Genomic DNA, 21,237 nt, shown 5'->3' with positions numbered 1-21,237 from the left:
GGTTCAGAGCACGGCTTCGGATTCCAGCCAGCGGTCCTGCGGCACGGTCTTGAGACGGGTGACGGCCTGCGCGACCGGCACCAGCTCGATGGAGTTGCCGCGCAGCGCGGTGAAGTACCCGAACTCGCCCCGGTGGACGGCCTCCACCGCGTGCCAGCCGAACCGGGTGGCGAGCACCCGGTCGCGGGCGGTGGGGGTGCCGCCGCGCTGGGTGTGGCCGAGGATGACCGGCCGGGCCTCCTTGCCGAGCAGGTTCTCCAGCTCGTTGGCGAGCCGGTTGCCGATCCCGCCGAAGGTCTGGTGGCCGTACTGGTCGACGGTGCCGTGGTCGAAGCGCATGGTGCCGGGCAGCGGGGCGGCGCCCTCGGCGACGGCGATGATGGCGAACTTCTTGCCCCGGGAGAAGCGGTCCTCGACCATCCGGGCCACCGCCTCGATGTCGAACGGCTTCTCCGGGATGAGGATGCCGTGCGCACCGCCCGCCATACCGGCGGTGAGGGTGATCCAGCCGGTGTGACGGCCCATCAACTCCACCACCATCACACGCTGGTGGGATTCCGCGGTGGTCTTCAGCCGGTCGATCGCGTCGGTCGCGACGTGCACCGCGGTGTCGAAGCCGAAGGTGACGTCGGTGGCGTCGATGTCGTTGTCGATGGTCTTCGGGACGCCGACCACCGGCAGCCCGGCGTCGCTGAACATCTTGGCGGCGGTCAGCGTGCCCTCGCCGCCGATCGCGATCAGCGCGTCGATGCCGATGTCCCGGGCCAGGGTCTGCGCGTTCTCCACCGCCCAGGCGATCCGGTCGCGCTGCACCCGGGCCGAGCCCAGGATGGTGCCGCCGAGGGTCAGCAGGCCGGTGACGTCGTCGTGCGAGATCGGCCGGGTGCGGCCCTCGATCAGGCCGAGGAAGCCGTCCTCGATGCCGACGATGTCGTCGCCGTGCACATCCGTTCCGCGGTGCACCACGGAACGGATCACCGCGTTGAGGCCGGGGCAGTCGCCGCCGCTGGTCAGGACACCGATGCGCATGGTGGCTGTGCTCTCCCGCTCCGCAAGTGGTTCAGACCACCCGCGCCGAAGGGCGGGCGGGCCCGGTCGTCCGCAAGCCTACGCGGTCCGTCCCCCCGTGCCCGTCCACCGCACTCGGGGAGCGTCCCGGACGTCGTCCCCGCCCGTCCCCGCGCCGTCCGCACCACCCGCGCCGGGGCGTCGTCCACCCGGCCGGACAGGTCACTCGGCGAAGTGGTCCCAGCCGCCGACCCGGTCCCAGGCCTCGCCGTCCACCGTCACCCGGCCGCCGCGGGCGGGCCTCGCCCGGCCGGCCACCACGCCCACCACCCGCCAGCGGGCGGGCAGTTGGGCCCCGCGCGGGAAGGTCGCCACGATCGCGTGGTCCTCGCCGCCGGAGAGCACCCAGACCAAGGGGTCCACCCCGACCGCCTGGCCGATGTCGGCCATCTGCGCCGGGACGTCGAAGTCGGCGGCCCTGAGGTCGATGTCCACCCCGCTGGCCCGGGCGACATGGCCGAGGTCGGCGACCAGCCCGTCACTCACGTCGATCATCGCGGTGGCGCCCAACTCGGCCGCGGCCGGGCCCGCGTGGTACGGCGGCTCGGGGCGGCGGTGCGCCTCGACGAAGGCCCGCGGGGAGCGGAACCCGCGCTGCAGCACGGTCAGTCCGGCGGCCGACCAGCCGAGCCAGCCGGTGACCGCGACCACGTCGCCCACCTGTGCCCCGGCGCGCGTCACGGGCGCACGCCCCTGAAGGTCCCCGAGCGCCGTGATGGCCAGCGTGATGGTGTCACCGCGCACCACATCGCCGCCGACCACCGTCGCACCGGCCACCTGGCACTCGTCGCGCAGCCCGTCCATCAGCTCGGTGGCCCAGGTGGTGGGCAGATCGGCGGGGGCGACCAGCCCGAGCAGGATCGCGGTCGGCACGGCACCCATCGCGGCCACGTCGGCGAGGTTCTGCGCGGCGGCCTTGCGGCCCACGTCGTAGGCGGTGGACCAGTCCCGGCGGAAGTGCCGGTTCTCGATCAGCACGTCCGTGGTGGCCACCACCCGGCCGTCCGGCGCCTTCACCACCGCGGCGTCGTCACCGGGACCGAGGTCGACGGCGTCGGTGAGCGGTACCCGGGCGGTCAGCTCCCTGATGAGGCCGAACTCGCCAAGCTCGCCCACGGTCCCCTGCATCTGCGTCCTCTCGCGTTCCAGCCGGAAGCTTGTCGCCGTACGGCACAAGCGGCCCCCGCGCGCAGCGTACGCCCTTCCAGAGCGCCGAGGTCTCCCCTCCTCGGCCCGCTGCGGGGTAGCGTGGTGATCAGACTGCCGGTGAGCCCGTTCCCACCCTCGCGCCTGACCGGGCGATCACGGCGGCGATCCCCGTAACCAGCCGCCGGGAGGTCCCCGTGGTACAGGCATACATCCTGATCCAGACCGAGGTCGGCAAGGCCACTCCCGTGGCCGCGGCCATCTCCGAAATCCCAGGTGTCATCCAGGCCGAGGACGTGACCGGTCCCTACGACGTGATCGTGCGGGCCGAGTCCGAGACCGTCGACGACCTCGGCCGGCTCGTCGTCGCCAAGATCCAGAAGGTCGAGGGCATCACCCGGACCCTCACCTGTCCGGTGGTGCATCTGTAGGCCCGGCTACCATCGGCGGGTGGCCAGAGAACTCCGTGTCCCCCGCGTCCTGGCGGCACTGCCGGCCCCCGTCCGGTGGCTGGCGGTGCCCGTCGCGCTGACCTGCACCGTGGTGGTGCTGCTCGGCAGTTGGAGCGCGCCCGAGAAGATCGAGGCGCCGACGCCGACCAGCCGCCAGGCCGAGTACTGCCGCGCGCTGGCCGCCGCGCTGCCGTCGACCCTGCTCGGCCACCAGCGCCGGGACCCGTCCCCCGCCTCACCGTTCGTCGCGGCCTGGGACACCAGCCCGCGCACCGTGCTGCGCTGCGGCGTGCCGCACCCCGAGGGGCTCACCGGCGACCGCCAGGCCGAGATGTCCCCCACGGTCAACGACGTCACCTGGTGGCCGGAGCAGCTGAACGACGGCGGCTACCGGTTCACCGCCACCCAGCGCGCCGCCTTCGTCGAGGTGACCGTCCCCGGCGGGGTCACCGCCAACCCGCTGGACGCGGCCGCCGCCCTCTCCGACGTGGTGAAGGCCAACATCCCGTAGCGACACGGTAGGTGCGAGGGCGGGCCGGGAGCTTCCCGGCCCGCCCTCGTCCGTCGTCCGTCGCCGGTCCGGACCGGCTACCGCAGGCCGGTCGAACGGCGCAGCGCCGCCTGGAGCAGCCGGTCGACCAGCTCCGGGTACGTCAGCCCGCTGGCCTCCCACATCTTCGGGTAGGCCGAGATCGGGGTGAAGCCGGGCATGGTGTTGATCTCGTTGATCATCCAGCTGCCGTCGTCCAGCAGGAAGAAGTCCACCCGGGCCAGGCCCTCGCAGCCGAGCGCCTCGAAGGCCTCGACCGCCTGGCGCCGGATCTCGGCGGTCTCCGGCTCCGGGAGCCCGGCCGGGATCCGCACCTCGGAGGAGTCGATGTACTTGGCGTCGAAGTCGTAGAACTCGTAGCCGCCGCCGACCAGGATCTCGGCCGGCACGCTCGCCCGCGGCCCGTCCTCGAACTCCAGCACCGCGCACTCGATCTCGCGGCCGGAGACACCCGCCTCGATGATCAGCTTGGGGTCGTGCCGACGGGCCTCCTCGATCGCCGCGTCGAGGTCGGCGAGGTCCTTGACCTTGGTGATGCCCATGCTGGAACCGGCCCGGCAGGGCTTCACGAACAGCGGCAGGCCCAGCTCGGCGGCCCGCTCGCGGACGGCGGCGCGGCCCGCCTCGCTCTCCCACTCGCGCGGACGGACGACGGTGTACCGGCCGACGCCCAGGCCGTGCGAGGCCAGGACGCGCTTGGTGAACTCCTTGTCCATGCCGACCGCGCTGGCGAGCACGCCGTTGCCGACGTAGGGCACGCCGGAGAGCTCCAGCAGGCCCTGCAGGGTGCCGTCCTCCCCCCAGGGGCCGTGCAGCAGCGGGAAGACCACGTCGACCTCGCCGAGCACCTTGGGAGCGGAGCCCGGCTCGCTCCAGACCACCTCGCGGCTGCCCGGGTCGAGCGGCAGCGCGACCCGGCCGTCGAGGGCCTCGGCCACGTGGGCGACGTCCGGCAGACGGCCGTCGGTGATCGCCATCCGGGCCGGTTCGTCGCTGACCAGCGCCCAGCGGCCCTCGTGGGTGATGCCGATCGGCAGCACGTCGTACTTCTCGCGGTCGATCGCCCTGAGCACGCTGCCCGCGGTGGAGACCGAGATGGCGTGCTCGGAGCTGCGGCCGCCGAAGACGATCGCTACGCGCGGCTTCGCGGACGGATTCGGGGAGGTCTGTTCGATGCTCATATCGGGTTTGAGACTACCGTGCGAAAGGTTTCCGGAAAGTGCGCCGCCCCGGAATCCCCGGCGCCCGGGCGCCGGGGACGGGGGTGGGGACGGACGGCGGGAACAGGCCGCGGGGACGGGCCGTCAGTGCCGTTCCGGCTTGGCCGACCGCGCCATCAGCGCGGCCAGCGCCTCCTGGGTGGGCCGCCCGTTGTGCACCACGTCCACCACGGCCTCGACGATCGGCATGTCGACGCCGTTGCGCCGGGCCAGGTCGAGCACCGACTCGCAGGACTTCACGCCCTCCGCGGTCTGCCGGGTGGCGGCGATGGTCTCCGCCAGCGACATGCCCCGGCCGAGGTTGGTGCCGAAGGTGTGGTTGCGCGACAGCGGCGAGGAGCAGGTCGCCACCAGGTCGCCCATCCCGGCGAGCCCGGCGAAGGTGTACGGGTCGGCGCCGAGCGCCAGCCCCAGCCGGGTGGTCTCGGCCAGCCCGCGGGTGATCAGCGTCGCCTTGGTGTTGTCGCCGAGCCCCATGCCGTCGGCCATGCCGACCGCCAGGCCGATCACGTTCTTCACCGCGCCGCCCAGCTCGCAGCCGATCACGTCGCTGTTGGTGTACGGGCGGAAGTACGGGGTGTGGCAGGCCGCCTGGAGGCGCTTGGCGACCGACTCGTCGGTGCAGGCCACCACGCTCGCGGCGGGCTGCCGGTTGGCGATCTCCCGCGCCAGGTTGGGGCCGCTGACGACCGCGACCCGCTCCGGGCCGACCCCGGCGACCTCGGCGATCACCTCGCTCATCCGCTTCGCCGTGCCCAGCTCGATGCCCTTCATCAGGCTGACCAGCACGGTCCGCGGGCCGAGCAGCGGCGCCCAGGCGGCCAGGTTCTCGCGCAGCGTCTGCGAGGGCACCGCGAGCACCGCGAACTCCGCGCCGGCCAGCGCCTCGGCGGCGTCGGTGGTGGCCCGGATCGACGCCGGCAGCTCGACCTGCGGCAGGTAGTCCGGGTTCACCCGGGTGGTGTTGATGGCGTCCACCAGCTCCTGGCGGCGCCCCCAGAGCACCACCTCGCTGCCGGCGTCGGCCAGCACCATCGCGAACGCGGTCCCCCAGGAACCCGTCCCGAACACGGCACATCGGGTCACTTGCCGGCCTCCTCGGTTCCGTTCGTGCGCGTGCCCGCGGCCCGTTGCCGCTCGGCCGCCGCGGCGGTGGCCCGGCTCCGGGCGGCCGCGCGCATGTCGTACCGCTCGGCCGGCGGCTCCTCGCCGCGGATGTCGGCCAGCACGGCGGTGATCGCCGCCATGATGTCCTCGGTGGCGTCCCTGAGCACCTGGGCGGTCAGCTCCTGGCCCTGGTACTTGCTCAGGTCCACCGCGGGCCCGGCCGCCACCGTCACCCTGTGGCGCGGGAACAGGTTGAACCTGCCCCGCCCGGAACCGCCTCTGCCGTACGGCGGGATGATCTCGTGCGCGCCCCAGTGCGCCACCGGGATGACCGGCGCGCCGGTCATCAGCGCGACGCGGGCCACCCCGCTCTTGCCGGTCATCGGCCACAGGTCCGGATCCCGGGTGAGCGTGCCCTCCGGGTAGAACTGCACACACTGGCCGTTGTTGACCGCGTCGATCGCCGCCCGGAACGCGGCCGCGGCGTCGGTGGACTCGCGGAACACCGGGATCTGGCCGGTCTTGCGCAGCATGAACCCGATGAACGGCACCGAGAACAGCGAGGACTTCCCCAGGATGCGCGGCGGGCGCCCGCTGTTGTACTGCCAGTGCGCGTACACCACCGGGTCGATGATCGAGTTGTGGTTGACCGCGGCGATGAAGCCGCCCTTCTCCGGAAGGTGCTCCCAGCCCCGCCAGTCGGGCTTCACCAGGGCGGTCGTCACCGGCTTCACCAGCACGGCCGCGAAGCGGTACCAGATGCCGTAATCGGCGTTGCCGAAGCCGGCGTACGAGCGGCGGGCCACCCCAGGTCCTCCTCATCCGGTGCGGCACCCGGGGTGCCGCAGTCATAACCTTCCGGTGCCGCGCACCGGCGACCCGCTGCCCGGAACCCGGGCGCGGAACAGTCTCGCCCGACCGCTCACCGCCTGTCGAGCAACCCCGCCAGCACATCCGGCAGGCGTGATCAAACGCACGTCCGCACAGCTGGGACGGCCTGGCGAGAGCTCCTGGACCGGCGTCACAATGACGCCGATGACCCAGGACACCGTACGCCCCAGCGGGCCCGTCGCGCCCCCCGCACCCACCGGCGGCTGGTCGCTGGTGCTGCCGCTCAAGCCGCTCGCGCTGGCCAAGACCCGGCTGGCCCCGTTCGCCGGGCCGCACCGGGCGGACCTGGCACTCTCCTTCGCCCTCGACACCGTCGCCGCCGCCCTGGCGACCTCCGGGGTGTCCCGTGTACTGGTGGTCACCCGGGACCGGGACGCCGGCGCCCGGCTGGCCGCGCTGGGCGCCGTCGTCGTCGACGACGAGCCCGGCGGCGGCCTCAACCAGGCGTTGACGCACGGTGCGTCGGCCGCGCTGGCCCTCGCCCCGCACGCGCCGCTGGCGGCGCTCTCCGCCGACCTGCCGGCCCTGCGCCCGGCCGAACTGGCCCGGGTCCTGCGCGCCGTCCCGCCGACCGGGCGCGCCTTCCTGGCCGACAGCCCCGGGCTGGGCACCACGCTGCTCGCCTGCGCCCCCGGCAGCCCGCTCTCCCCCGCCTTCGGCGACGGCTCCCGGGCCCGGCACGCGGCCGGCGGCGCCCGCGAACTGCGGCTCGCGGGCGTGGAGTCGGTCCGTCGGGACGTCGACACCGGCGCCGACCTCACCGAGGCCCTCGCCCTCGGTGTCGGGCCGCACACCGGCGCCCTCGCGGTGCGGCTCGGACGCCCCTGAGCGGCGCCCCCGGACCGCGTTCCCGGCCCCGGGCCGGGCTCCGGACGCCGCCCCGGCCTGTCGGTACCGCTCGCTATGCTGCTTCCATGCAGGCCACCGCGTTCACCTTCGACCCCGCCACCCGGGCCGGCTCCGTGCTGCTCGACGACGGGACCCCGGTGCCGTTCGACGCGGCCGCCTTCGACGCCGGCGGCCTCCGGCTGCTGCGCCCCGGCCAGCGGGTGCGCATCCGCACCGAGGGCTCCGGCGAGGCCCGCCGGGTGGTCTTCCTCACCCTGCAGACCTTTCCGGACCCGGCCGCCGGCTGACGCCTCCCTCTTTTTCCGCTGGTTCCCGTCCGTTCCCGCCCGCGCGCCGGTCACTGCGCGCCATCGGATGCTGACTGAGGGCCCGGAAAACGGAAGAGCCGTGGCGGCCCGTCCACCCGGAATTCCGGGAGGGGGTACGCCACGGCTCTCGAAGGCCGTCCCGCGACTACTTCGCGCTGGTCTTGCGCGCGGTGGTCTTGCGGGTGGTGGTCTTCTTCGCCGGAGCCGTCTTCTTGGCCGTGGCGGTCGCCTTCTTGGCGGTGGCCGTGGTCTTCTTCGCGGCGGCGGTGGTGACCGTCTTCTTGGCAGCGGCCGTCTTCTTGGTCGCGGCGGCGGAGGTCTTCTTGGCGGCGGCCGTGGTGGCCGTCTTCTTGGCGGGAGTCGCCTTGGTGGCGGTCGCCTTCGTGGCGGTCGCCTTCTTGGCGGCGGCCGTGGTCTTCTTGGCGGCGGCCGTGGTGGCCGTCTTCTTGGCGGCGGCCTTCTTGGTCGCGGCCGGAGCGGCGGCAGCGGCAGCGGCCCGCTTGGTGGCGGCGCGCTTGGCGGCCGGCGTCGCGGCGACACCGCTCTTGCCCGGGGTGAGGGAGCCCTTGGGCGCCTTCTTCACCGAGGGGCCTTCCTTCGGCAGCTTCTTGGCGCCGCTGACCAGGTCCTTGAAGCCCTGGCCCGGACGGAAGCGGGGCACCGAGGTCTTCTTGACCTTGACCTTCTCACCGGTCTGCGGGTTGCGGGCGAAGCGCGCGGAGCGCTCCACCTTCTCAAAGGTGCCGAAACCGGTGACCGACACCCGGTCACCCGCCACAACGGCACGCACCATGGTGTCGAGCACTGCGTCGACGGCCTCTGCGGCAGCCTTGCGACCGCCCAGCTGCTCGGCCACCGCTTCGACAAGCTGAGCCTTGTTCACGTCTTCCCCTTCGGAAACGGGCGCCGGATGATTCCATCCGTTCATTTCGCACGTTAGGTATGTATCTGCGGACTTTCAATTACCAAACGCGCGAATCACCCTAGTGTCGCAATGGATTTGCGCGTCGGCGACCTCAGTCGACGGGCGGGCGCCCCTCGTCGAGGTCCTGCACAAAGCGACTCAACCGCCTTGCCGCCCCCGGAAGATCGCGCTTGGCGGTCTCGGTGACGATGAGGAGTTGACGGGTGAGAGCGGTCTTTGCATCGGCAGACACGTTCAGCGCATGCACGCGGGCGTGAGCTTGCTTCAACCGCTCGGCCACAAGCGCGTAGAGCGCTGCGACTTCCGGGTCGTCCGGCCCCTCAGCAGGTGAGGCGGCGGCGTCCGGCCGATCGTCAATTCGGCGTTCGGATCCCCGGCCCGTGGACTCCGGTGACGCGGGTTCGCCGCCCGCGTACGGAGGTTCATGGTGCCGGTGCATGTACTGATTGTGCCATCTACCCGCAGTTGTACTTGCGCGGGGCCCTCTGCGGCAATCCCAAATCGGCAATCGGGGGGCTGCTGCGGACCCGAACTCCTCGCTCGGAACGGCGGATGGCCCGCCCCCCCGAGGGGGGACGGGCCATCCGGCGGATCGTCAGAATGCTTGTTCTCAGCGGACTCTCAGGCAACCGGCAGAGTACGCGGCTTGAACGACGGCCGGGTCGCCTCGAAGGCCGCGATGTCGGCCTCGTTCTGCAGTGTGATGCTGATGTCATCCAGGCCGTTCAGCAGCCGCCAACGGACATTGTCGTCCAGCTCGAACGAGGCCGTGACGCCTTCGGCGCGCACCTCGCGGGCCTCCAGGTCGACGGTGATCTCGGCGGTCGGGTCGGCCTCGGTGAGCGCCCACAGCCGCTCCACCGTCTCCTGCGGCAGGACGACCGTGAGCAGGCCGTTCTTCAGCGAGTTACCGCGGAAGATATCGGCGAAGCGGGACGAGATCACGGCGTGGAAACCGTAGTTCTGCAGTGCCCAGACGGCGTGTTCACGGGACGATCCGGTGCCGAACTCGGGGCCGGCCACCAGCACCGTGGCGCCCTGGCGCTCGGGCCGGTTGAGGATGAACGACTCGTCCTTGCGCCAGGCCTCGAACAGCCCGTCCTCAAAACCGGAACGGGTGACCTTCTTCAGCCAGTGCGCCGGGATGATCTGGTCGGTGTCGACATTGCTGCGGCGCAGCGGCACGGCCGAACCGGTGTGGGTGGTGAACTTCTCCATGCTGCTCAGGCCTCCACAGCGACGTCGGCGGTCAGATCGGCGGGTGCGGCCAGTCGGCCGAGCACCGCGGTCGCGGCGGCGACCTGCGGCGAGACCAGGTGGGTCCGGCCGCCCTTGCCCTGCCGGCCCTCGAAGTTGCGGTTCGAGGTGGAGGCGCAGCGCTCGCCGGGGGCCAGTTGGTCGGGGTTCATGCCCAGGCACATCGAGCAGCCCGCGTGGCGCCATTCGGCACCGGCCGCGGTGAACACCTTGTCCAGGCCCTCCTCGACGGCCTGCAGGGCGACCCGCACCGAGCCGGGGACGACCAGCATCCGCACGCCGTCGGCGATCCGGCGGCCCTCCACGATGGCCGCGGCGGCCCGCAGGTCCTCGATCCGGCCGTTGGTGCAGGAGCCGACGAAGACGGCGTCGACCTTGACCTCGCGCAGCGGGGTGCCGGCCTCCAGGCCCATGTACGCCAGGGCGTTCTCGGCGGCGGTCCGCTCCTGCGGGTCGGCGAAGGACGCCGGGTCGGGCACGGCGGAGCCGAGCGGCGCGCCCTGGCCCGGGTTGGTGCCCCAGGTGACGAACGGGGTCAGCTCGGTGGCGTCGATGAAGATCTCGTGGTCGAAGACCGCGTCCTCGTCGGTGGCCAGGGTCTTCCAGTACGCGACCGCGGCGTCCCAGTCCTCGCCCTTGGGCGCGTGCGGACGGCCTTCCAGGTAGTCGAAGGTGGTCTGGTCGGGGGCGATCATGCCGGCCCGGGCGCCCGCCTCGATGGACATGTTGCAGATGGTCATGCGGGCCTCCATGGAGAGGCCGCGGATGGCCGAGCCGCGGTATTCCAGGACGTAGCCCTGACCGCCGCCGGTGCCGATCCTGGTGATGATCGCCAGGATCAGGTCCTTGGCGGTGACGCCCTCGGGCAGTTCGCCCTCGACCGTGATCGCCATGGTCCTGAACGGCGCCAGCGGGAGGGTCTGGGTGGCCAGCACGTGCTCGACCTGGCTGGTGCCGATGCCGAACGCCAGGGCGCCGAACGCACCGTGGGTGGAGGTGTGAGAGTCCCCACAGACGACGGTGGTGCCGGGCTGGGTCAGGCCGAGCTGCGGGCCGACCACGTGGACGACGCCCTGCTCGATGTCGCCCAGCGAGTGGATCCGCACCCCGAACTCGGCGGCGTTGCGGCGCAGCGTCTCCAGCTGTACCCGGGAGACCGGGTCGGCGATCGGCTTGTCGATGTCCAGGGTCGGGGTGTTGTGGTCCTCGGTGGCGATCGTGAGATCGGTGCGGCGGACCGTGCGTCCGGCCAGCCGGAGGCCGTCGAAGGCCTGCGGGCTGGTCACCTCGTGCAGCAGGTGCAGGTCGATGTAGAGCAGGTCGGGCTCGCCCTCCGCGCGCCGCACGACGTGGTCGTCCCAGACCTTCTCTGCGAGTGTCCGTCCCATCGGGTTCCCTCCAGCCGGCCGCGTTGCCGGCCTTCTCGTGTCGTCGAGGTCAGTGCTTTCGCCGCCCTGTGAGGCTTGCGCCGCGCGACCTGCACGCCGGATCGGTGTCCACCATGCGGACGCTCTGTCGAGGCCGCATCCTGGACGTCTCCCGGGCTGCTCTCTCCAGAGTGGCGCTTTTCCCGGAAGATTGAACTTGCGTCTCGCGGAATGAGACTGCAGTCTTAGGGCATGGACAACTCTAGCGGCGTCGGCGTTCTCGACAAGGCCGCTCTGGTGCTGAGCGCACTGGAGTCGGGCCCCGCCACGTTGGCGGGGCTGGTCGCCGCCACCGGTCTGGCGCGGCCCACGGCCCACAGACTCGCCGTCGCACTCGAACACCACCGTCTGGTCACCAGGGACATGCAGGGGCGGTTCATCCTCGGCCCCCGTCTCTCCGAACTCTCCGCCGCGGCGGGCGAGGACCGGCTGCTCGCCACCGCGGGCCCGGTCCTGACCCACCTGCGCGACGTCACCGGCGAGAGCGCACAGCTCTACCGCCGGCAGGGCGAGATGCGGATCTGCGTAGCCGCCGCCGAGCGGCTCTCCGGTCTGCGGGACACCGTCCCGGTCGGCAGCACCCTGCCGATGAAGGCCGGCTCGGCCGCCCAGGTCCTGCTGGCCTGGGAGGAGCCCGAGCGGCTCCACCGCGGCCTCCAGGGCGCCCGCTTCACCGCCACCGCGCTGAGCGGCGTCCGGCGCCGCGGCTGGGCCCAGTCCATCGGCGAGCGCGAGCCGGGCGTGGCGTCCGTCTCCGCGCCCGTCCGCGGCCCCTCCAACCGCGTGGTGGCCGCCGTCTCCGTCTCCGGCCCGATCGAGCGCCTGACCCGCCACCCGGGCCGGCTGCACGCCCAGGCCATCATCGAGGCCGCCAACCGCCTCACCGAGGCACTCCGCCGCGGCTGAGCGGCACCGGCGGACAACGGAAAGGGCCCGCACCGGAAACTCCGGTACGGGCCCTTTTCCGCTGCGCCCGGGAAAGTCACCCGGGGTCGGGGCGCCCCGGGAAAGCCACCGGGGAAGGCCGCTCCGGAAAACGCAAAAGCCCCGGATCTCCGGGGCTTTTATTTCTGGCTGGGGTACCAGGACTCGAACCTAGACTAAATGAACCAGAATCACTCGTGCTGCCAATTACACCATACCCCAACAAAGCATTCAGCCGATGGGCGAGCCCACCGGCCTTCCTGCTCTGGTACCCCCGACCGGATTCGAACCGGCGCTACTGCCGTGAGAGGGCAGCGTGCTAGGCCGCTACACAACGGGGGCTTTCTTGGCGATCCCTTGCGGGATCAGTACCCCCGACCGGATTCGAACCGGCGCTACTGCCGTGAGAGGGCAGCGTGCTAGGCCGCTACACAACGGGGGCTTTCTTGGCGATCCCTTGCGGGATCAGTACCCCCGACCGGATTCGAACCGGCGCTACTGCCGTGAGAGGGCAGCGTGCTAGGCCGCTACACAACGGGGGCTTGTACTGCTTCGGTACTGCTGGGCACTGCGGTTACTGCAAGGGTACTGCGCTGGGGTACCAGGACTCGAACCTAGACTAAATGAACCAGAATCACTCGTGCTGCCAATTACACCATACCCCACCGGAGTTCAACCCCCTGACGGGGTCTTGCTCGGCGCTGCTCCGCCTGCTTGGTCCTGACGAGGTTTCTGGTCCCTCGCCGTTCCCTCCCGGGCGGCGCAGAAAGAACATTACCCGATGCCGGGCGCGGCTCCAAAATCGATAACCGCAGGCCGGGCCGGGAACGCCGCGGGCCCGGCCTGAAGCCGGGCCCGCGACCTGCTCGGAGGCTGCCTCAGGCGGCCGGAACGGCCGCCAGGGCGGCGGTCAGCCGACGCAGCGTCTCGGGGCGCCCGAGCAGCTCCATCGACTCGAACAGCGGCGGGGAGACCCGCCGGCCCGTGACGGCCACCCGCAGCGGCGTGAAGGCGAACTTGGGCTTGATGCCCAGCCCCTCCACCAGCGCCTCGCGCAGCGCCGCCTGGATCGGCTCCGGGGAGAAGTCCTCCAGCGCCTCCAGTGCCTTGATGCTGGCCTCCAGCACCGGGCGGGCGTCCGCGGTGAGCACCTTGGCCGCGTCGTCCGGGTCGAGCGTGAAGTCGGCCGGGTCGACGAAGAGGAAGCCCGCCATGTTGACGATCTCGCTCAGCACGACCATCCGCTCCTGGGTGAGCGGTGCCACCTTGGCCAGCAGCTCCAGCTGCGCGGCGGTCGGCTCGGCCGGGAGCAGGCCGGGGGCCTGCAGGTACGGCACCAGCCGGCGGACGAAGTCCTCCGGGGCCAGCCGGCGCAGGTGCTCGGCGTTGACGTGCTCGCACTTCTTCAGGTCGAAGCGGGCCGGGTTGGCGTTGACGTCCGCGATGTCGAACGCCTCGACCAGCTGCTCCACGCTGAAGATGTCGTCGTCCGCGGAGAGCGACCAGCCCAGCAGGGACAGGTAGTTGAGCAGGCCCTCACGGATGAAGCCGCGCTCGCGGTACAGGTTGAGCGAGGCCTGCGGGTCCCGCTTGGAGAGCTTCTTGTTGCCCTCGCCCATCACGTACGGCAGGTGGCCGAAGCGCGGGGTGCTGCCGTCGCCGACACCGATCTCGGCGAGCGCCGCGTACAGCGCGATCTGGCGGGGGGTCGAGGAGAGCAGGTCCTCGCCGCGCAGCACATGGGTGATGTTCATCAGCGCGTCGTCCACCGGGTTGACCAGGGTGTAGAGCGGCGCGCCGTTGGCCCGGACGATCCCGTAGTCCGGCACGTTCTCCGGCTCGAAGGTGAGCGTGCCGCGCACCAGGTCGTCGAAGCTGATGGTGGTGTCGGGCATCCGGAAGCGCAGGATGGGCTCGCGCTTCTCCAGCTTGTAGACGGCGACCTGATCGTCCGTCAGGTCCCGGCAGTGGCCGTCGTAGCCGGAGGGCCGGCCGGCCGCGCGGGCGGCCTCGCGGCGGGCGTCCAGCTCCTCGGTGCTGCAGTAGCAGTAGTAGGCGTGGCCGGCCTCGTGCAGGCGGCGGGCGACGTCGGCGTAGATGTCCATCCGCTGCGACTGCCGGTACGGCTCGTGCGGGCCGCCGGTCCCCGGGCCCTCGTCCCAGTCGAAGCCGAGCCACCGCATGGCGTCGAGCAGCTGGTTGTACGACTCCTCGGAGTCGCGGGCGGAGTCGGTGTCCTCGATCCGGAAGACCAGCGTGCCGCCGTTGTGGCGGGCGAAGGCCCAGTTGAAGAGGGCGGTACGGACCAGGCCCACGTGCGGGTTCCCGGTCGGGGACGGACAGAAACGGACCCGGACGGTGGGGTCGGTGTTAGCCACGCTTGATCACCTTGTTGGTGAGAGTGCCGATGCCTTCGATGGAGACGGCGACCTGGTCGCCGACGTTGAGGGGGCCCACCCCAGCGGGTGTACCGGTGAGGATGACGTCGCCGGGCAGCAGCGTCATGGCCTCGGAGATGTGGACGATCAGCTCGGCGACCGAGCGGACCATCAGGGAGGTGCGGCCGGTCTGCCGCGGCTCGCCGTTGACCGTGCAGGTGATGGCGAGGTCGGCCGGGTCGAGGTCGGTCTCGATCCACGGGCCGAGCGGGCAGGCGGTGTCGAAGCCCTTGGCGCGGGCCCACTGGCCCTCGCGCTGCTGGACGTCCCGCGCCGTGACGTCGTTGGCGCAGGTGTAGCCGAGGATCACCTCGGGCACCCGGTCCAGCGGGACCTCGCGGCACATCCGGCCGATCACCACGGCCAGTTCGGCCTCGTAGTGGACGTCCGAGGAGAACGGCGGGTAGGCGATCGACTCGGTCGGGCCGATCACCGAGGTGGACGGCTTGAAGAAGGTGAGCGGGACGTCCGGGACGTCGTTGCCGAGTTCGGCCGCGTGCGCCGCGTAGTTGCGGCCGACCGCGATGATCTTGTTGGGCAGCATCGGGCTGAGCAGCCGCACGTCCTGGAAGCGGTAGCTCTCGCCGGTCGGCTGGGGCTGCCCGAAGGGGTGGCCGGCCAGGGCGTGGACGACCAGTGACTCGGGCTGGGCGGGGTCGCCCTCGACCACGCCGAAGGAGACGCTGCCGGCGGCAGGGCTCCCCTCCCGGACGGAAAACCTGGCAATGCGCACGGCTGGGCTACCCCTCGCTTCGTCGGCCGCCCGGGGCGCGCCCGGGCGCTGGTGGGCGCCGCGCCCGTTGGGCCCGGCCCCGCTCAATCGTCGTCCAGGCTATCGCGTGAGCCCCCGGCTGACCGCTTTGCCCCTGTTCAGCGCGGTTGCGTCCGGCCCGCGCCGGGCCTGCCCGGGGACGCCGAAGGGCGCCTCGGCCGCACGGTGGGGTGCGGCCGAGGCGCCCTTCGGCGAAGCGGGTCCGGTCAGTCCTGCGGGACGGCGACCACCGGCGCGACCATCAGCGTGGTGCGGCGCGGGTTGGCCGTGCTGGCCGGCAGCTCGGTGGAGTAGACGACGACCTGCTCCGCCCGGCGGGCGCCGGGGATCTTGCTGAAGTCCTCGACCGAGGCCAGCGTGGTCCGGCGCGGGTTCGCCGTGGAGCGGCAGGACAGCGTGGACTTGGTGGCGGCCTTCTTCGCCTGGGACATCGCGTCAGCACCTCGGGGTCGCGGCCCGGCGCGTCCACGGGGAATCGGCGCCGGCCTGAGTGATTCGGGGGATTCTGGGCAGGCTGATCGGGGCCGTGCTCCGGATGCAGCCAGATTACGGATCTCTTTCCACAGCCACCGTGACCAAAGCTACACATTCACCTGTGATTTTGCTCACAAATTGAAGAGCAATTCTCTTATATCCGACATATCGCTGCATCAGATTTTGCCGACATACCGGAAATAACGGGCATTCGGGAAGCTCTGTGACTCTTGTTGATCTCGGGTCAGGTTGGCATGTATCCGGCGAGTGTCCGAAAAAGGCGGTATTCCGGTCCGGTTGGCACACAGTCAGTGAAGTCATGCGCGCGTTCGGTAGCGCCACGCGGGGTGCCCTGTCGGCCCTTGTTGGGATTCCGCCGCTGTGCTGGAATGCCACGGACCGTGGGTAGGGAGCAGTCCACCCCGGCGACCCGCTCTCCCGGACCGGCCGGGGTGCGGATGGAAACTCCACACCGTCCAGGCTGCGGCGACGCGGCGGGACGCCCGGTCCAGAGGTTGCGACGCCAGTGCAGGGACGTTTCAAAAGGGGTAGCGGCGCCGCGGGTGACCCGGAGTCGCGTGAGCCCACAGCAGGCCCCCAGCAGGCGGTAGCGCCCGGCGGCCCGGCCGAACCGGCCCTCGAGGCGCCCGGCCGGCCCGGCCCCGGTGGCCCCGACTCCGGCCACCCTGGCTCCGGTGGCCCCGACTCCGGCCGGCAGGAGGACGACGGGCAGCAGGACCGGAAGTCGACCCGGGACAAGCTCCGCAAGACCCTCACCCGCCGGCGCGCCAAGGGCATGAGCCGGCTGGCGCTGCGCAACTGGCGGATCCGTACCCGCCTGATCGCCCTGCTCGCCCTGCCCGTGCTCGTCGCCCTCGTCCTCGGTGGCCTGCGCATCCAGACCTCGCTCGAGGCCTCGCAGCAGCTCGCCCAGATGGCCAACCTCTCCGATCTGGCCAAGAAGGCGACCAACCTCGCCGACGCCCTGCAGAACGAGCGGGACATCAGCGCCGGGCCGATCACCCACGACCCGGCCGCCCCGCTCGACGACGACATCGTCGCCGCCCGCAAGAAGACCGACGATCTGAGCCGCACCTTCACCGCCTCCTCGGAGAAGTTCGAGAACCTGGAACTCTCCGGCGGCAAGGCGCTGCTCTTCCAGATCCGCAAGGACCTGAACTCGATCTCGGACGCGCGCAACACGCCGTACCAGAACAACCAGAACATCCAGTCGACGATCACGGCCTACGACGTGATCATCCGCGACCTGCTGTCGATCACCCAGGACATCGCGCTCGGCTCCAACAACAAGGACCTGGTCCGCGCCACCCGCGCCCTCCAGCAGTTCTCGCTGGCCAAGAACACCACCTCGCAGCAGCGCGCCCTGATCAGCGCCGCGCTCGCCAACCCGAAGGCCCCGAACCTCAGCCTGAGCGACGAGTCCTTCGGTATCCGCCTGCGCGCCTCCTACGACAACGCGCTCACCAGCTTCAACAACATCTACACCTCGCACGACCTGGACAACCTGCGCGGCCAGCTCAGCTACAACTCGGTGGTCGCCGACGCCGACCGCTACGCGCGCTCGATCCTCCAGCAGAGCGGTATCCAGCAGACCGACCCGGTCTCCTACAAGGACTGGTACGAGAAGGCCAGCGCCAAGATCACCGCCGAGCGGCGGATCGAGAGCAAGCTGATCGAGGACCTGGACGGCAAGGCCCAGGACCTCCAGTCCGCCGCCGACACCGAGGCCCTGATCATCGGTGCCGCCGTCGCCCTGGTGCTGCTCGTCGCCCTCGGTGGCGCCGGTCTGATCGCCCGCTCGATGGTGCGCTCGCTGACCAGGCTGCAGGCCGCGGCCGAGGACGTCGCCGAGCGGCGGCTGCCCGAGCTGGTCAAGACGCTCTCCGAGAGCGACCCGCACGACGTCGACGTCACCGTCGAGCCCGTCGGCGTCGACTCCGCCGACGAGATCGGCCACGTGGCGCACGCCTTCGACATGGTGCACAGCGAGGCCGTCCGCCTCGCCGCCGAGCAGGCCCTCCTGCGCGGCAACATCAACGCGATGTTCACCAACCTCTCGCGCCGCAGCCAGGGCCTCATCCAGCGCCAGCTGTCGCTCATCTCCGAGCTGGAGAGCCGCGAGGCCGACCCGGACCAGCTGGCCAACCTCTTCAAGCTGGACCACCTCGCGACCCGTATGCGCCGCAACGGCGAAAACCTCCTCGTCCTCGCCGGTGAGGACCCGGGCCGCCGCTGGACCCGCCCGGTCCCGCTGGTCGACGTGCTCCGCGCCGCCGCCTCCGAGGTGGAGCAGTACGAACGCATCGAGCTCGCCACGGTGCCGTCGGCCGAGGTCGCCGGCCGCGTCGTCAACGACCTCGTCCACCTGCTCGCCGAGCTGCTGGAGAACGCCACCTCGTTCTCCAGCCCGCAGACCCGGGTCCGGGTCACCGGCCACGCCCTGCCGGACGGCCGGGTGCTGGTCGAGATCCACGACACCGGCATCGGCCTGAGCCCCGACGACCTCGCCGACATCAACGAGCGGCTGGCCAGCCCGCCGACCGTGGACGTCTCGGTCTCCCGTCGCATGGGCCTGTTCGTGGTCGGCCGCCTGTCGCTGCGTCACGGCATCCGGATCCAGCTGCGCCCCAGCGACTCCGGCGGCACCACCGCGCTGGTCATGCTCCCGGTGGACGTCACCAACTCGGCCGACCGCCGCGGCGCCGGCCGGCCCGGCTCCGCGCAGGCCAAGCAGCAGCGCGGGGCCGCCCCGACGCCGCGTCAGCAGCGCCAGGTGCCCGGCAACCCCAACGGCGGCCCGAACGGCGGCCCGGCCGCGCTCGGCCAGGGCCCGGCGGGCGGTGCCCCGCAGGGCCGTCCGCAGCTCGGCCAGGGCGGCCCCGGCGGCCAGGCGGGCCCGGGTGCGCCGGGTGCGCCCGCCGGCCCGGGTGGCCGGCCCGGGCAGGGCGGCCGCAACGGTGGCGGTCTGCCGACCCGGCAGGCCGGCCAGTCGCTGCGCGAGGGCCAGCAGCCGCAGGGCAAGCAGCCGCAGGGCCAGCCGGCACCGAACCAGCAGGGCGGTCTGCCCCCGCAGGGCCCGGGCCGGCAGGGCCCGCCGCAGGGCGGCCCGGGCGGTCTGCCGCGCCGCGGCGGCCAGCAGCCCGGCCGGCCGCAGCCCGCTCAGGGCCGGCCCGCCGACGGCGGCCGCCCCGGCCAGGAGCGTCCGCGCGCCGAGTTCGACGGCGGGCCCGGTGCCCGGACCGCCGAGCAGCCGCAGCACGGCTGGGCCGACCAGCCGGGCCGTCCGGGTGGGCCCGGCGGGCCGCAGGGCCAGGGGGCCCGTCCGGGCAACCGCCCGCAGGACGGGCTGCCGCAGCGCCGCCAGCCGGGGCAGGCTCCGCAGGGACCGGGTGCCCCGGGCGGCCAGGCTCCGCAGGGGCCGCGCCGGCCGCAGCGTCCCGGCCCCGGCCCGGAGGCGCCGCAGCGCGCCCAGCAGCCGCAGCTCCCGCCGCAGCAGTTCCAGCCGCAGCCGCCGCAGCAGGCCCAGCCGCTGCCGTCGGCCGAGCCGTCGTCGATGGAGAGCACCGCGCAGTTCGCCCGGCCGCGCTTCGAGGCCAGCGAGATCGACCCGCGTGACCCGCTGGGCCTCGGCCTGGTCGAGCCGGTGCTGCCGAACGTGCCGACCCCGCCCCGTCCGGAGCCGGTCCGCCAGGAGCAGGCGCGGCCCGAGCCGGTCCGGCAGGAGCAGTTCCGCCAGGAGCCGATGGCGCTGCCGACCGGCCCGTCCGAGGGCGGTGCCCAGGGCGGTCTGCCGGACTTCGGGCAGGACGGGCAGTCGTGGGCCCGCGAGGACGGCCGGGCCCGCTCGTACCAGCCGCGCCGGCCCGGGACGACCGCGCCGGGCTTCCAGGAGCCGGCACCGGGTCAGCAGGCCCAGGCCCAGCAGGCTCCGGCCCAGCAGGCCCAGCAGGCCGAACAGGCTCAGCAGCCGCAGCCGGGCCAGCCGGCCGGTCCGGACGACGCCCCGTGGCGCCCGTCCGCGAACGACGAGCGCTGGCGCCGGGCCGAGCAGGTCCGCGAGCCCTCCACCAGTGGCGTCACCATGTCCGGCCTCCCCCGGCGGACCCCGCAGGCCAACCTGGTCTCCGGCACCGCCGAGGCGTCCCCGCTGACCGGTCCGCAGGTCTCCCGCGCCCCCGAGGAGGTGCGCGGCCGGCTGACCAACCTGCGGCGCGGCATCCAGCAGGGCCGCCGGGCCGGTGCGGAACAGGCCGGCCAGGGCAACCCGGCGGGCTTCAACCATGGTGTCCAGCAGCCCGGCTTCGACGGTTTCGGAGGCCGGGAAGACGGCAACGGCGCAGATCATCAGGAGCGTTGAGTTGAATCAGATGAGCCAGGCCGCACAGAACCTGAACTGGCTGATCACCAATTTCGTGGACAACACCCCCGGGGTGTCGCACACGGTGGTGGTCTCCGCGGACGGCCTCCTGCTGTGCATGTCCGAGGGATTCCCCCGCGACCGCGCCGACCAGCTCGCCGCCGTCGCCTCCGGCCTCACCTCCCTCACCTCCGGCGCCAGCCGGATCTTCGAGGGCGGCGAGGTCAACCAGACCGTCGTCGAGATGGAACGCGGATTCCTCTTCCTCATGGCGGTCAGCGACGGCTCCGCCCTCGCCGTACTCGCCTCCCCCGACTCCGACATCGGCCTCGTCGGATACGAAATGGCCCTGCTCGTCGACCGGGCCGGCGCCGTCCTCACCCCCGCACTCCGCGCAGAGCTTCAGGGCAGTCTTTTGCACTGAGCGGACATCCCCCCGTCCCACCTCCCCGCCGGGTCTGACCCGACCAGGCCCGGCGTCTCACCCTCAGCTACCCTCAGGCAGCTGATTTCGCCTCGGCTGGCACCGCCCCAGCTGGAACCGGCTGCCCAAGGCTGCAGCACAAGGAGGACCCATGACCCCGCCTTCGACACCCGCCGGCTCGTACGGCAGTGGGTACGGCAGCGGCTACGGCGGGCAGCAGTCCGACGGCTACGAGCAGCAGCCGCTGGTCCGCCCGTACGCGATGACCGGAGGCCGTACCAGGCCCCGGTACCAGCTCGCCATCGAGGCGCTGATCTCGACCACCGCCTCGGCCGACCGGACCGGCGGCCTGCTGCCGGAGCACACCCGGATCGTCAGCCTCTGCCGTGAGGTCAAGTCCATCGCGGAGATCTCCGCACTGGCCGGCGTGCCACTCGGTGTGGCCCGCATCCTCGTGGCCGACCTGGCCGAGGCCGGCCTCGTCGCCATCCACCAGCCCGCCGCCGCGGGCGAGTCGGGCGGAACGCCCGATGTCACGCTGCTCGAAAGGGTCCTCAGTGGACTTCGCAAGCTCTAACGCGGCCGCCCCCACCCGCGCCACCACCTCCGCGAAGATCGTCGTCGCCG

At 72.2% G+C, this 21,237-nt stretch carries 20 protein-coding genes and 5 tRNA genes; 8 read left to right on the top strand and 17 right to left on the bottom strand.

The window, feature by feature from the left end; all coding sequences use genetic code 11:
* Positions 1-3: 3 nt before the first annotated feature.
* Entirely contained in the window at positions 4-1,029 is a 1,026-nt protein-coding gene (locus tag ACIP82_RS32270; RefSeq protein ID WP_400658656.1) for a 6-phosphofructokinase, read from the bottom strand.
* 201 nt (positions 1,030-1,230) lie between these two features.
* On the bottom strand, positions 1,231-2,196 hold the full coding sequence (locus ACIP82_RS32265) for a thiamine-phosphate kinase (protein WP_400658654.1): 966 nt from the start codon (positions 2,194-2,196) through the stop codon (positions 1,231-1,233).
* A gap of 215 nt (positions 2,197-2,411) precedes the next feature.
* On the opposite strand from ACIP82_RS32265, the gene ACIP82_RS32260 reads away from it, so the two are divergent.
* Both ACIP82_RS32260 and ACIP82_RS32255 read left to right on the top strand, forming a co-directional pair.
* Positions 2,412-2,645 carry an Lrp/AsnC family transcriptional regulator gene (locus ACIP82_RS32260; RefSeq protein ID WP_400658652.1) on the top strand — a complete coding sequence of 78 codons (234 nt, stop codon included), beginning with the start codon at positions 2,412-2,414 and terminating at the stop codon, positions 2,643-2,645.
* Positions 2,646-2,664: 19 nt separating this feature from the next.
* On the top strand, positions 2,665-3,177 hold the full coding sequence (locus ACIP82_RS32255; RefSeq protein WP_363608880.1) for a DUF3515 family protein: 513 nt from the start codon (positions 2,665-2,667) through the stop codon (positions 3,175-3,177).
* A 77-nt stretch (positions 3,178-3,254) separates the two neighbouring features.
* On the opposite strand, the gene ACIP82_RS32250 is transcribed toward ACIP82_RS32255, so the two are convergent.
* From ACIP82_RS32250 to ACIP82_RS32240, 3 genes are all read right to left on the bottom strand, one after another.
* On the bottom strand, positions 3,255-4,397 hold the full coding sequence (locus ACIP82_RS32250; protein ID WP_363608878.1) for a D-alanine--D-alanine ligase family protein: 1,143 nt from the start codon (positions 4,395-4,397) through the stop codon (positions 3,255-3,257).
* Positions 4,398-4,520: 123 nt separating this feature from the next.
* Complete coding sequence (locus ACIP82_RS32245; RefSeq protein ID WP_363608876.1) at positions 4,521-5,522, bottom strand: NAD(P)H-dependent glycerol-3-phosphate dehydrogenase; 1,002 nt, start codon at positions 5,520-5,522, stop codon at positions 4,521-4,523.
* Positions 5,519-6,349, bottom strand: coding sequence for a lysophospholipid acyltransferase family protein (locus ACIP82_RS32240; RefSeq protein WP_363608874.1), 831 nt, complete (start codon positions 6,347-6,349; stop codon positions 5,519-5,521). The genes ACIP82_RS32245 and ACIP82_RS32240 overlap by 4 nt, the downstream gene beginning before the upstream one ends.
* 229 nt (positions 6,350-6,578) lie before the next feature.
* Between ACIP82_RS32240 and cofC the strand changes: the two genes are divergently transcribed.
* Complete coding sequence (cofC, locus tag ACIP82_RS32235) at positions 6,579-7,262, top strand: 2-phospho-L-lactate guanylyltransferase (protein WP_363608872.1); 684 nt, start codon at positions 6,579-6,581, stop codon at positions 7,260-7,262.
* Between the two features lie 86 nt (positions 7,263-7,348).
* Positions 7,349-7,570, top strand: coding sequence for a hypothetical protein (locus ACIP82_RS32230; protein WP_363608870.1), 222 nt, complete (start codon positions 7,349-7,351; stop codon positions 7,568-7,570).
* 166 nt (positions 7,571-7,736) lie between these two features.
* Here ACIP82_RS32230 and ACIP82_RS32225 read toward each other — a convergent pair whose 3' ends face one another.
* The 4 genes from ACIP82_RS32225 to leuC all read right to left on the bottom strand — a co-directional run bounded on the left by ACIP82_RS32225 (position 7,737) and on the right by leuC (position 11,161).
* Positions 7,737-8,474, bottom strand: a complete 738-nt coding sequence (locus ACIP82_RS32225) for an HU family DNA-binding protein (protein WP_363608868.1) — start codon at positions 8,472-8,474, stop codon at positions 7,737-7,739.
* Positions 8,475-8,607: 133 nt separating this feature from the next.
* The gene (locus tag ACIP82_RS32220) at positions 8,608-8,955 is read right to left on the bottom strand and encodes a hypothetical protein (RefSeq protein WP_400658647.1); all 348 of its coding nucleotides are present in this window, start codon (positions 8,953-8,955) and stop codon (positions 8,608-8,610) included.
* 182 nt (positions 8,956-9,137) lie between these two features.
* Positions 9,138-9,734, bottom strand: a complete 597-nt coding sequence (gene leuD / locus ACIP82_RS32215; RefSeq protein WP_363608866.1) for a 3-isopropylmalate dehydratase small subunit — start codon at positions 9,732-9,734, stop codon at positions 9,138-9,140.
* Positions 9,735-9,739: 5 nt separating this feature from the next.
* Positions 9,740-11,161, bottom strand: a complete 1,422-nt coding sequence (gene leuC, locus ACIP82_RS32210) for a 3-isopropylmalate dehydratase large subunit (RefSeq protein ID WP_363608864.1) — start codon at positions 11,159-11,161, stop codon at positions 9,740-9,742.
* A gap of 231 nt (positions 11,162-11,392) precedes the next feature.
* Here leuC and ndgR point away from each other — a divergent pair, with 231 nt between their 5' ends.
* A complete protein-coding gene (gene ndgR, locus ACIP82_RS32205; RefSeq protein WP_148642806.1) occupies positions 11,393-12,106 on the top strand; it encodes an IclR family transcriptional regulator NdgR in 714 nt (237 codons plus the stop codon).
* 165 nt (positions 12,107-12,271) lie between these two features.
* Here ndgR and ACIP82_RS32200 read toward each other — a convergent pair.
* The 8 genes from ACIP82_RS32200 to ACIP82_RS32165 all read right to left on the bottom strand — a co-directional run bounded on the left by ACIP82_RS32200 (position 12,272) and on the right by ACIP82_RS32165 (position 15,765).
* A tRNA-Gln gene (locus ACIP82_RS32200) sits at positions 12,272-12,346 on the bottom strand.
* Between the two features lie 44 nt (positions 12,347-12,390).
* Positions 12,391-12,466, bottom strand: a tRNA-Glu gene (locus tag ACIP82_RS32195).
* A 27-nt stretch (positions 12,467-12,493) separates the two neighbouring features.
* Positions 12,494-12,566 (bottom strand) — tRNA-Glu (locus tag ACIP82_RS32190).
* Between the two features lie 27 nt (positions 12,567-12,593).
* A tRNA-Glu gene (locus ACIP82_RS32185) sits at positions 12,594-12,666 on the bottom strand.
* A gap of 51 nt (positions 12,667-12,717) precedes the next feature.
* Positions 12,718-12,789, bottom strand: a tRNA-Gln gene (locus ACIP82_RS32180).
* 213 nt (positions 12,790-13,002) lie between these two features.
* Entirely contained in the window at positions 13,003-14,502 is a 1,500-nt protein-coding gene (gene gltX / locus ACIP82_RS32175; protein WP_400658643.1) for a glutamate--tRNA ligase, read from the bottom strand.
* Entirely contained in the window at positions 14,495-15,295 is an 801-nt protein-coding gene (locus tag ACIP82_RS32170) for a fumarylacetoacetate hydrolase family protein (RefSeq protein ID WP_363608860.1), read from the bottom strand. The genes gltX and ACIP82_RS32170 overlap by 8 nt, the downstream gene beginning before the upstream one ends.
* 245 nt (positions 15,296-15,540) lie before the next feature.
* Positions 15,541-15,765, bottom strand: coding sequence for a hypothetical protein (locus tag ACIP82_RS32165; RefSeq protein ID WP_363608858.1), 225 nt, complete (start codon positions 15,763-15,765; stop codon positions 15,541-15,543).
* Positions 15,766-16,334: 569 nt separating this feature from the next.
* Here ACIP82_RS32165 and ACIP82_RS32160 point away from each other — a divergent pair.
* The 3 genes from ACIP82_RS32160 to ACIP82_RS32150 all read left to right on the top strand — a co-directional run bounded on the left by ACIP82_RS32160 (position 16,335) and on the right by ACIP82_RS32150 (position 21,187).
* A complete protein-coding gene (locus ACIP82_RS32160) occupies positions 16,335-20,186 on the top strand; it encodes a nitrate- and nitrite sensing domain-containing protein (RefSeq protein WP_400658641.1) in 3,852 nt (1,283 codons plus the stop codon).
* A gap of 10 nt (positions 20,187-20,196) precedes the next feature.
* Entirely contained in the window at positions 20,197-20,610 is a 414-nt protein-coding gene (locus ACIP82_RS32155) for a roadblock/LC7 domain-containing protein (RefSeq protein WP_030057391.1), read from the top strand.
* A gap of 151 nt (positions 20,611-20,761) precedes the next feature.
* Positions 20,762-21,187: a DUF742 domain-containing protein gene (locus tag ACIP82_RS32150; RefSeq protein ID WP_400658640.1), complete on the top strand. Its 426-nt coding sequence runs from the start codon at positions 20,762-20,764 to the stop codon at positions 21,185-21,187.
* The last annotated feature ends 50 nt before the right edge of the window (positions 21,188-21,237 follow it).

Origin of the sequence: Kitasatospora sp. NPDC088548 (genome assembly GCF_044753005.1) — a bacterium.
Taxonomy (GTDB): domain Bacteria; phylum Actinomycetota; class Actinomycetes; order Streptomycetales; family Streptomycetaceae; genus Kitasatospora.
The sequence above is the reverse complement of the archived record's forward strand: the minus strand, read 5'-3'. Positions and strand labels throughout refer to the sequence as shown.

Excerpts from the sequence above, each read along its gene's own strand:
- ACIP82_RS32270 (WP_400658656.1), bottom strand. The coding sequence starts at position 1,029 with ATGCGCATCGGTGTCCTGACCAGCGGCGGCGACTGCCCCGGCCTCAAC.
- ACIP82_RS32265 (WP_400658654.1), bottom strand. The coding sequence starts at position 2,196 with ATGCAGGGGACCGTGGGCGAGCTTGGCGAGTTCGGCCTCATCAGGGAG.
- ACIP82_RS32250 (WP_363608878.1), bottom strand. The coding sequence starts at position 4,397 with ATGAGCATCGAACAGACCTCCCCGAATCCGTCCGCGAAGCCGCGCGTA.
- cofC (WP_363608872.1), top strand. The coding sequence starts at position 6,579 with ATGACCCAGGACACCGTACGCCCCAGCGGGCCCGTCGCGCCCCCCGCA.
- ACIP82_RS32230 (WP_363608870.1), top strand. The coding sequence starts at position 7,349 with ATGCAGGCCACCGCGTTCACCTTCGACCCCGCCACCCGGGCCGGCTCC.
- ACIP82_RS32220 (WP_400658647.1), bottom strand. The coding sequence starts at position 8,955 with ATGCACCGGCACCATGAACCTCCGTACGCGGGCGGCGAACCCGCGTCA.
- leuD (WP_363608866.1), bottom strand. The coding sequence starts at position 9,734 with ATGGAGAAGTTCACCACCCACACCGGTTCGGCCGTGCCGCTGCGCCGC.
- leuC (WP_363608864.1), bottom strand. The coding sequence starts at position 11,161 with ATGGGACGGACACTCGCAGAGAAGGTCTGGGACGACCACGTCGTGCGG.
- ndgR (WP_148642806.1), top strand. The coding sequence starts at position 11,393 with ATGGACAACTCTAGCGGCGTCGGCGTTCTCGACAAGGCCGCTCTGGTG.
- ACIP82_RS32165 (WP_363608858.1), bottom strand. The coding sequence starts at position 15,765 with ATGTCCCAGGCGAAGAAGGCCGCCACCAAGTCCACGCTGTCCTGCCGC.
- ACIP82_RS32155 (WP_030057391.1), top strand. The coding sequence starts at position 20,197 with ATGAGCCAGGCCGCACAGAACCTGAACTGGCTGATCACCAATTTCGTG.
- ACIP82_RS32150 (WP_400658640.1), top strand. The coding sequence starts at position 20,762 with ATGACCCCGCCTTCGACACCCGCCGGCTCGTACGGCAGTGGGTACGGC.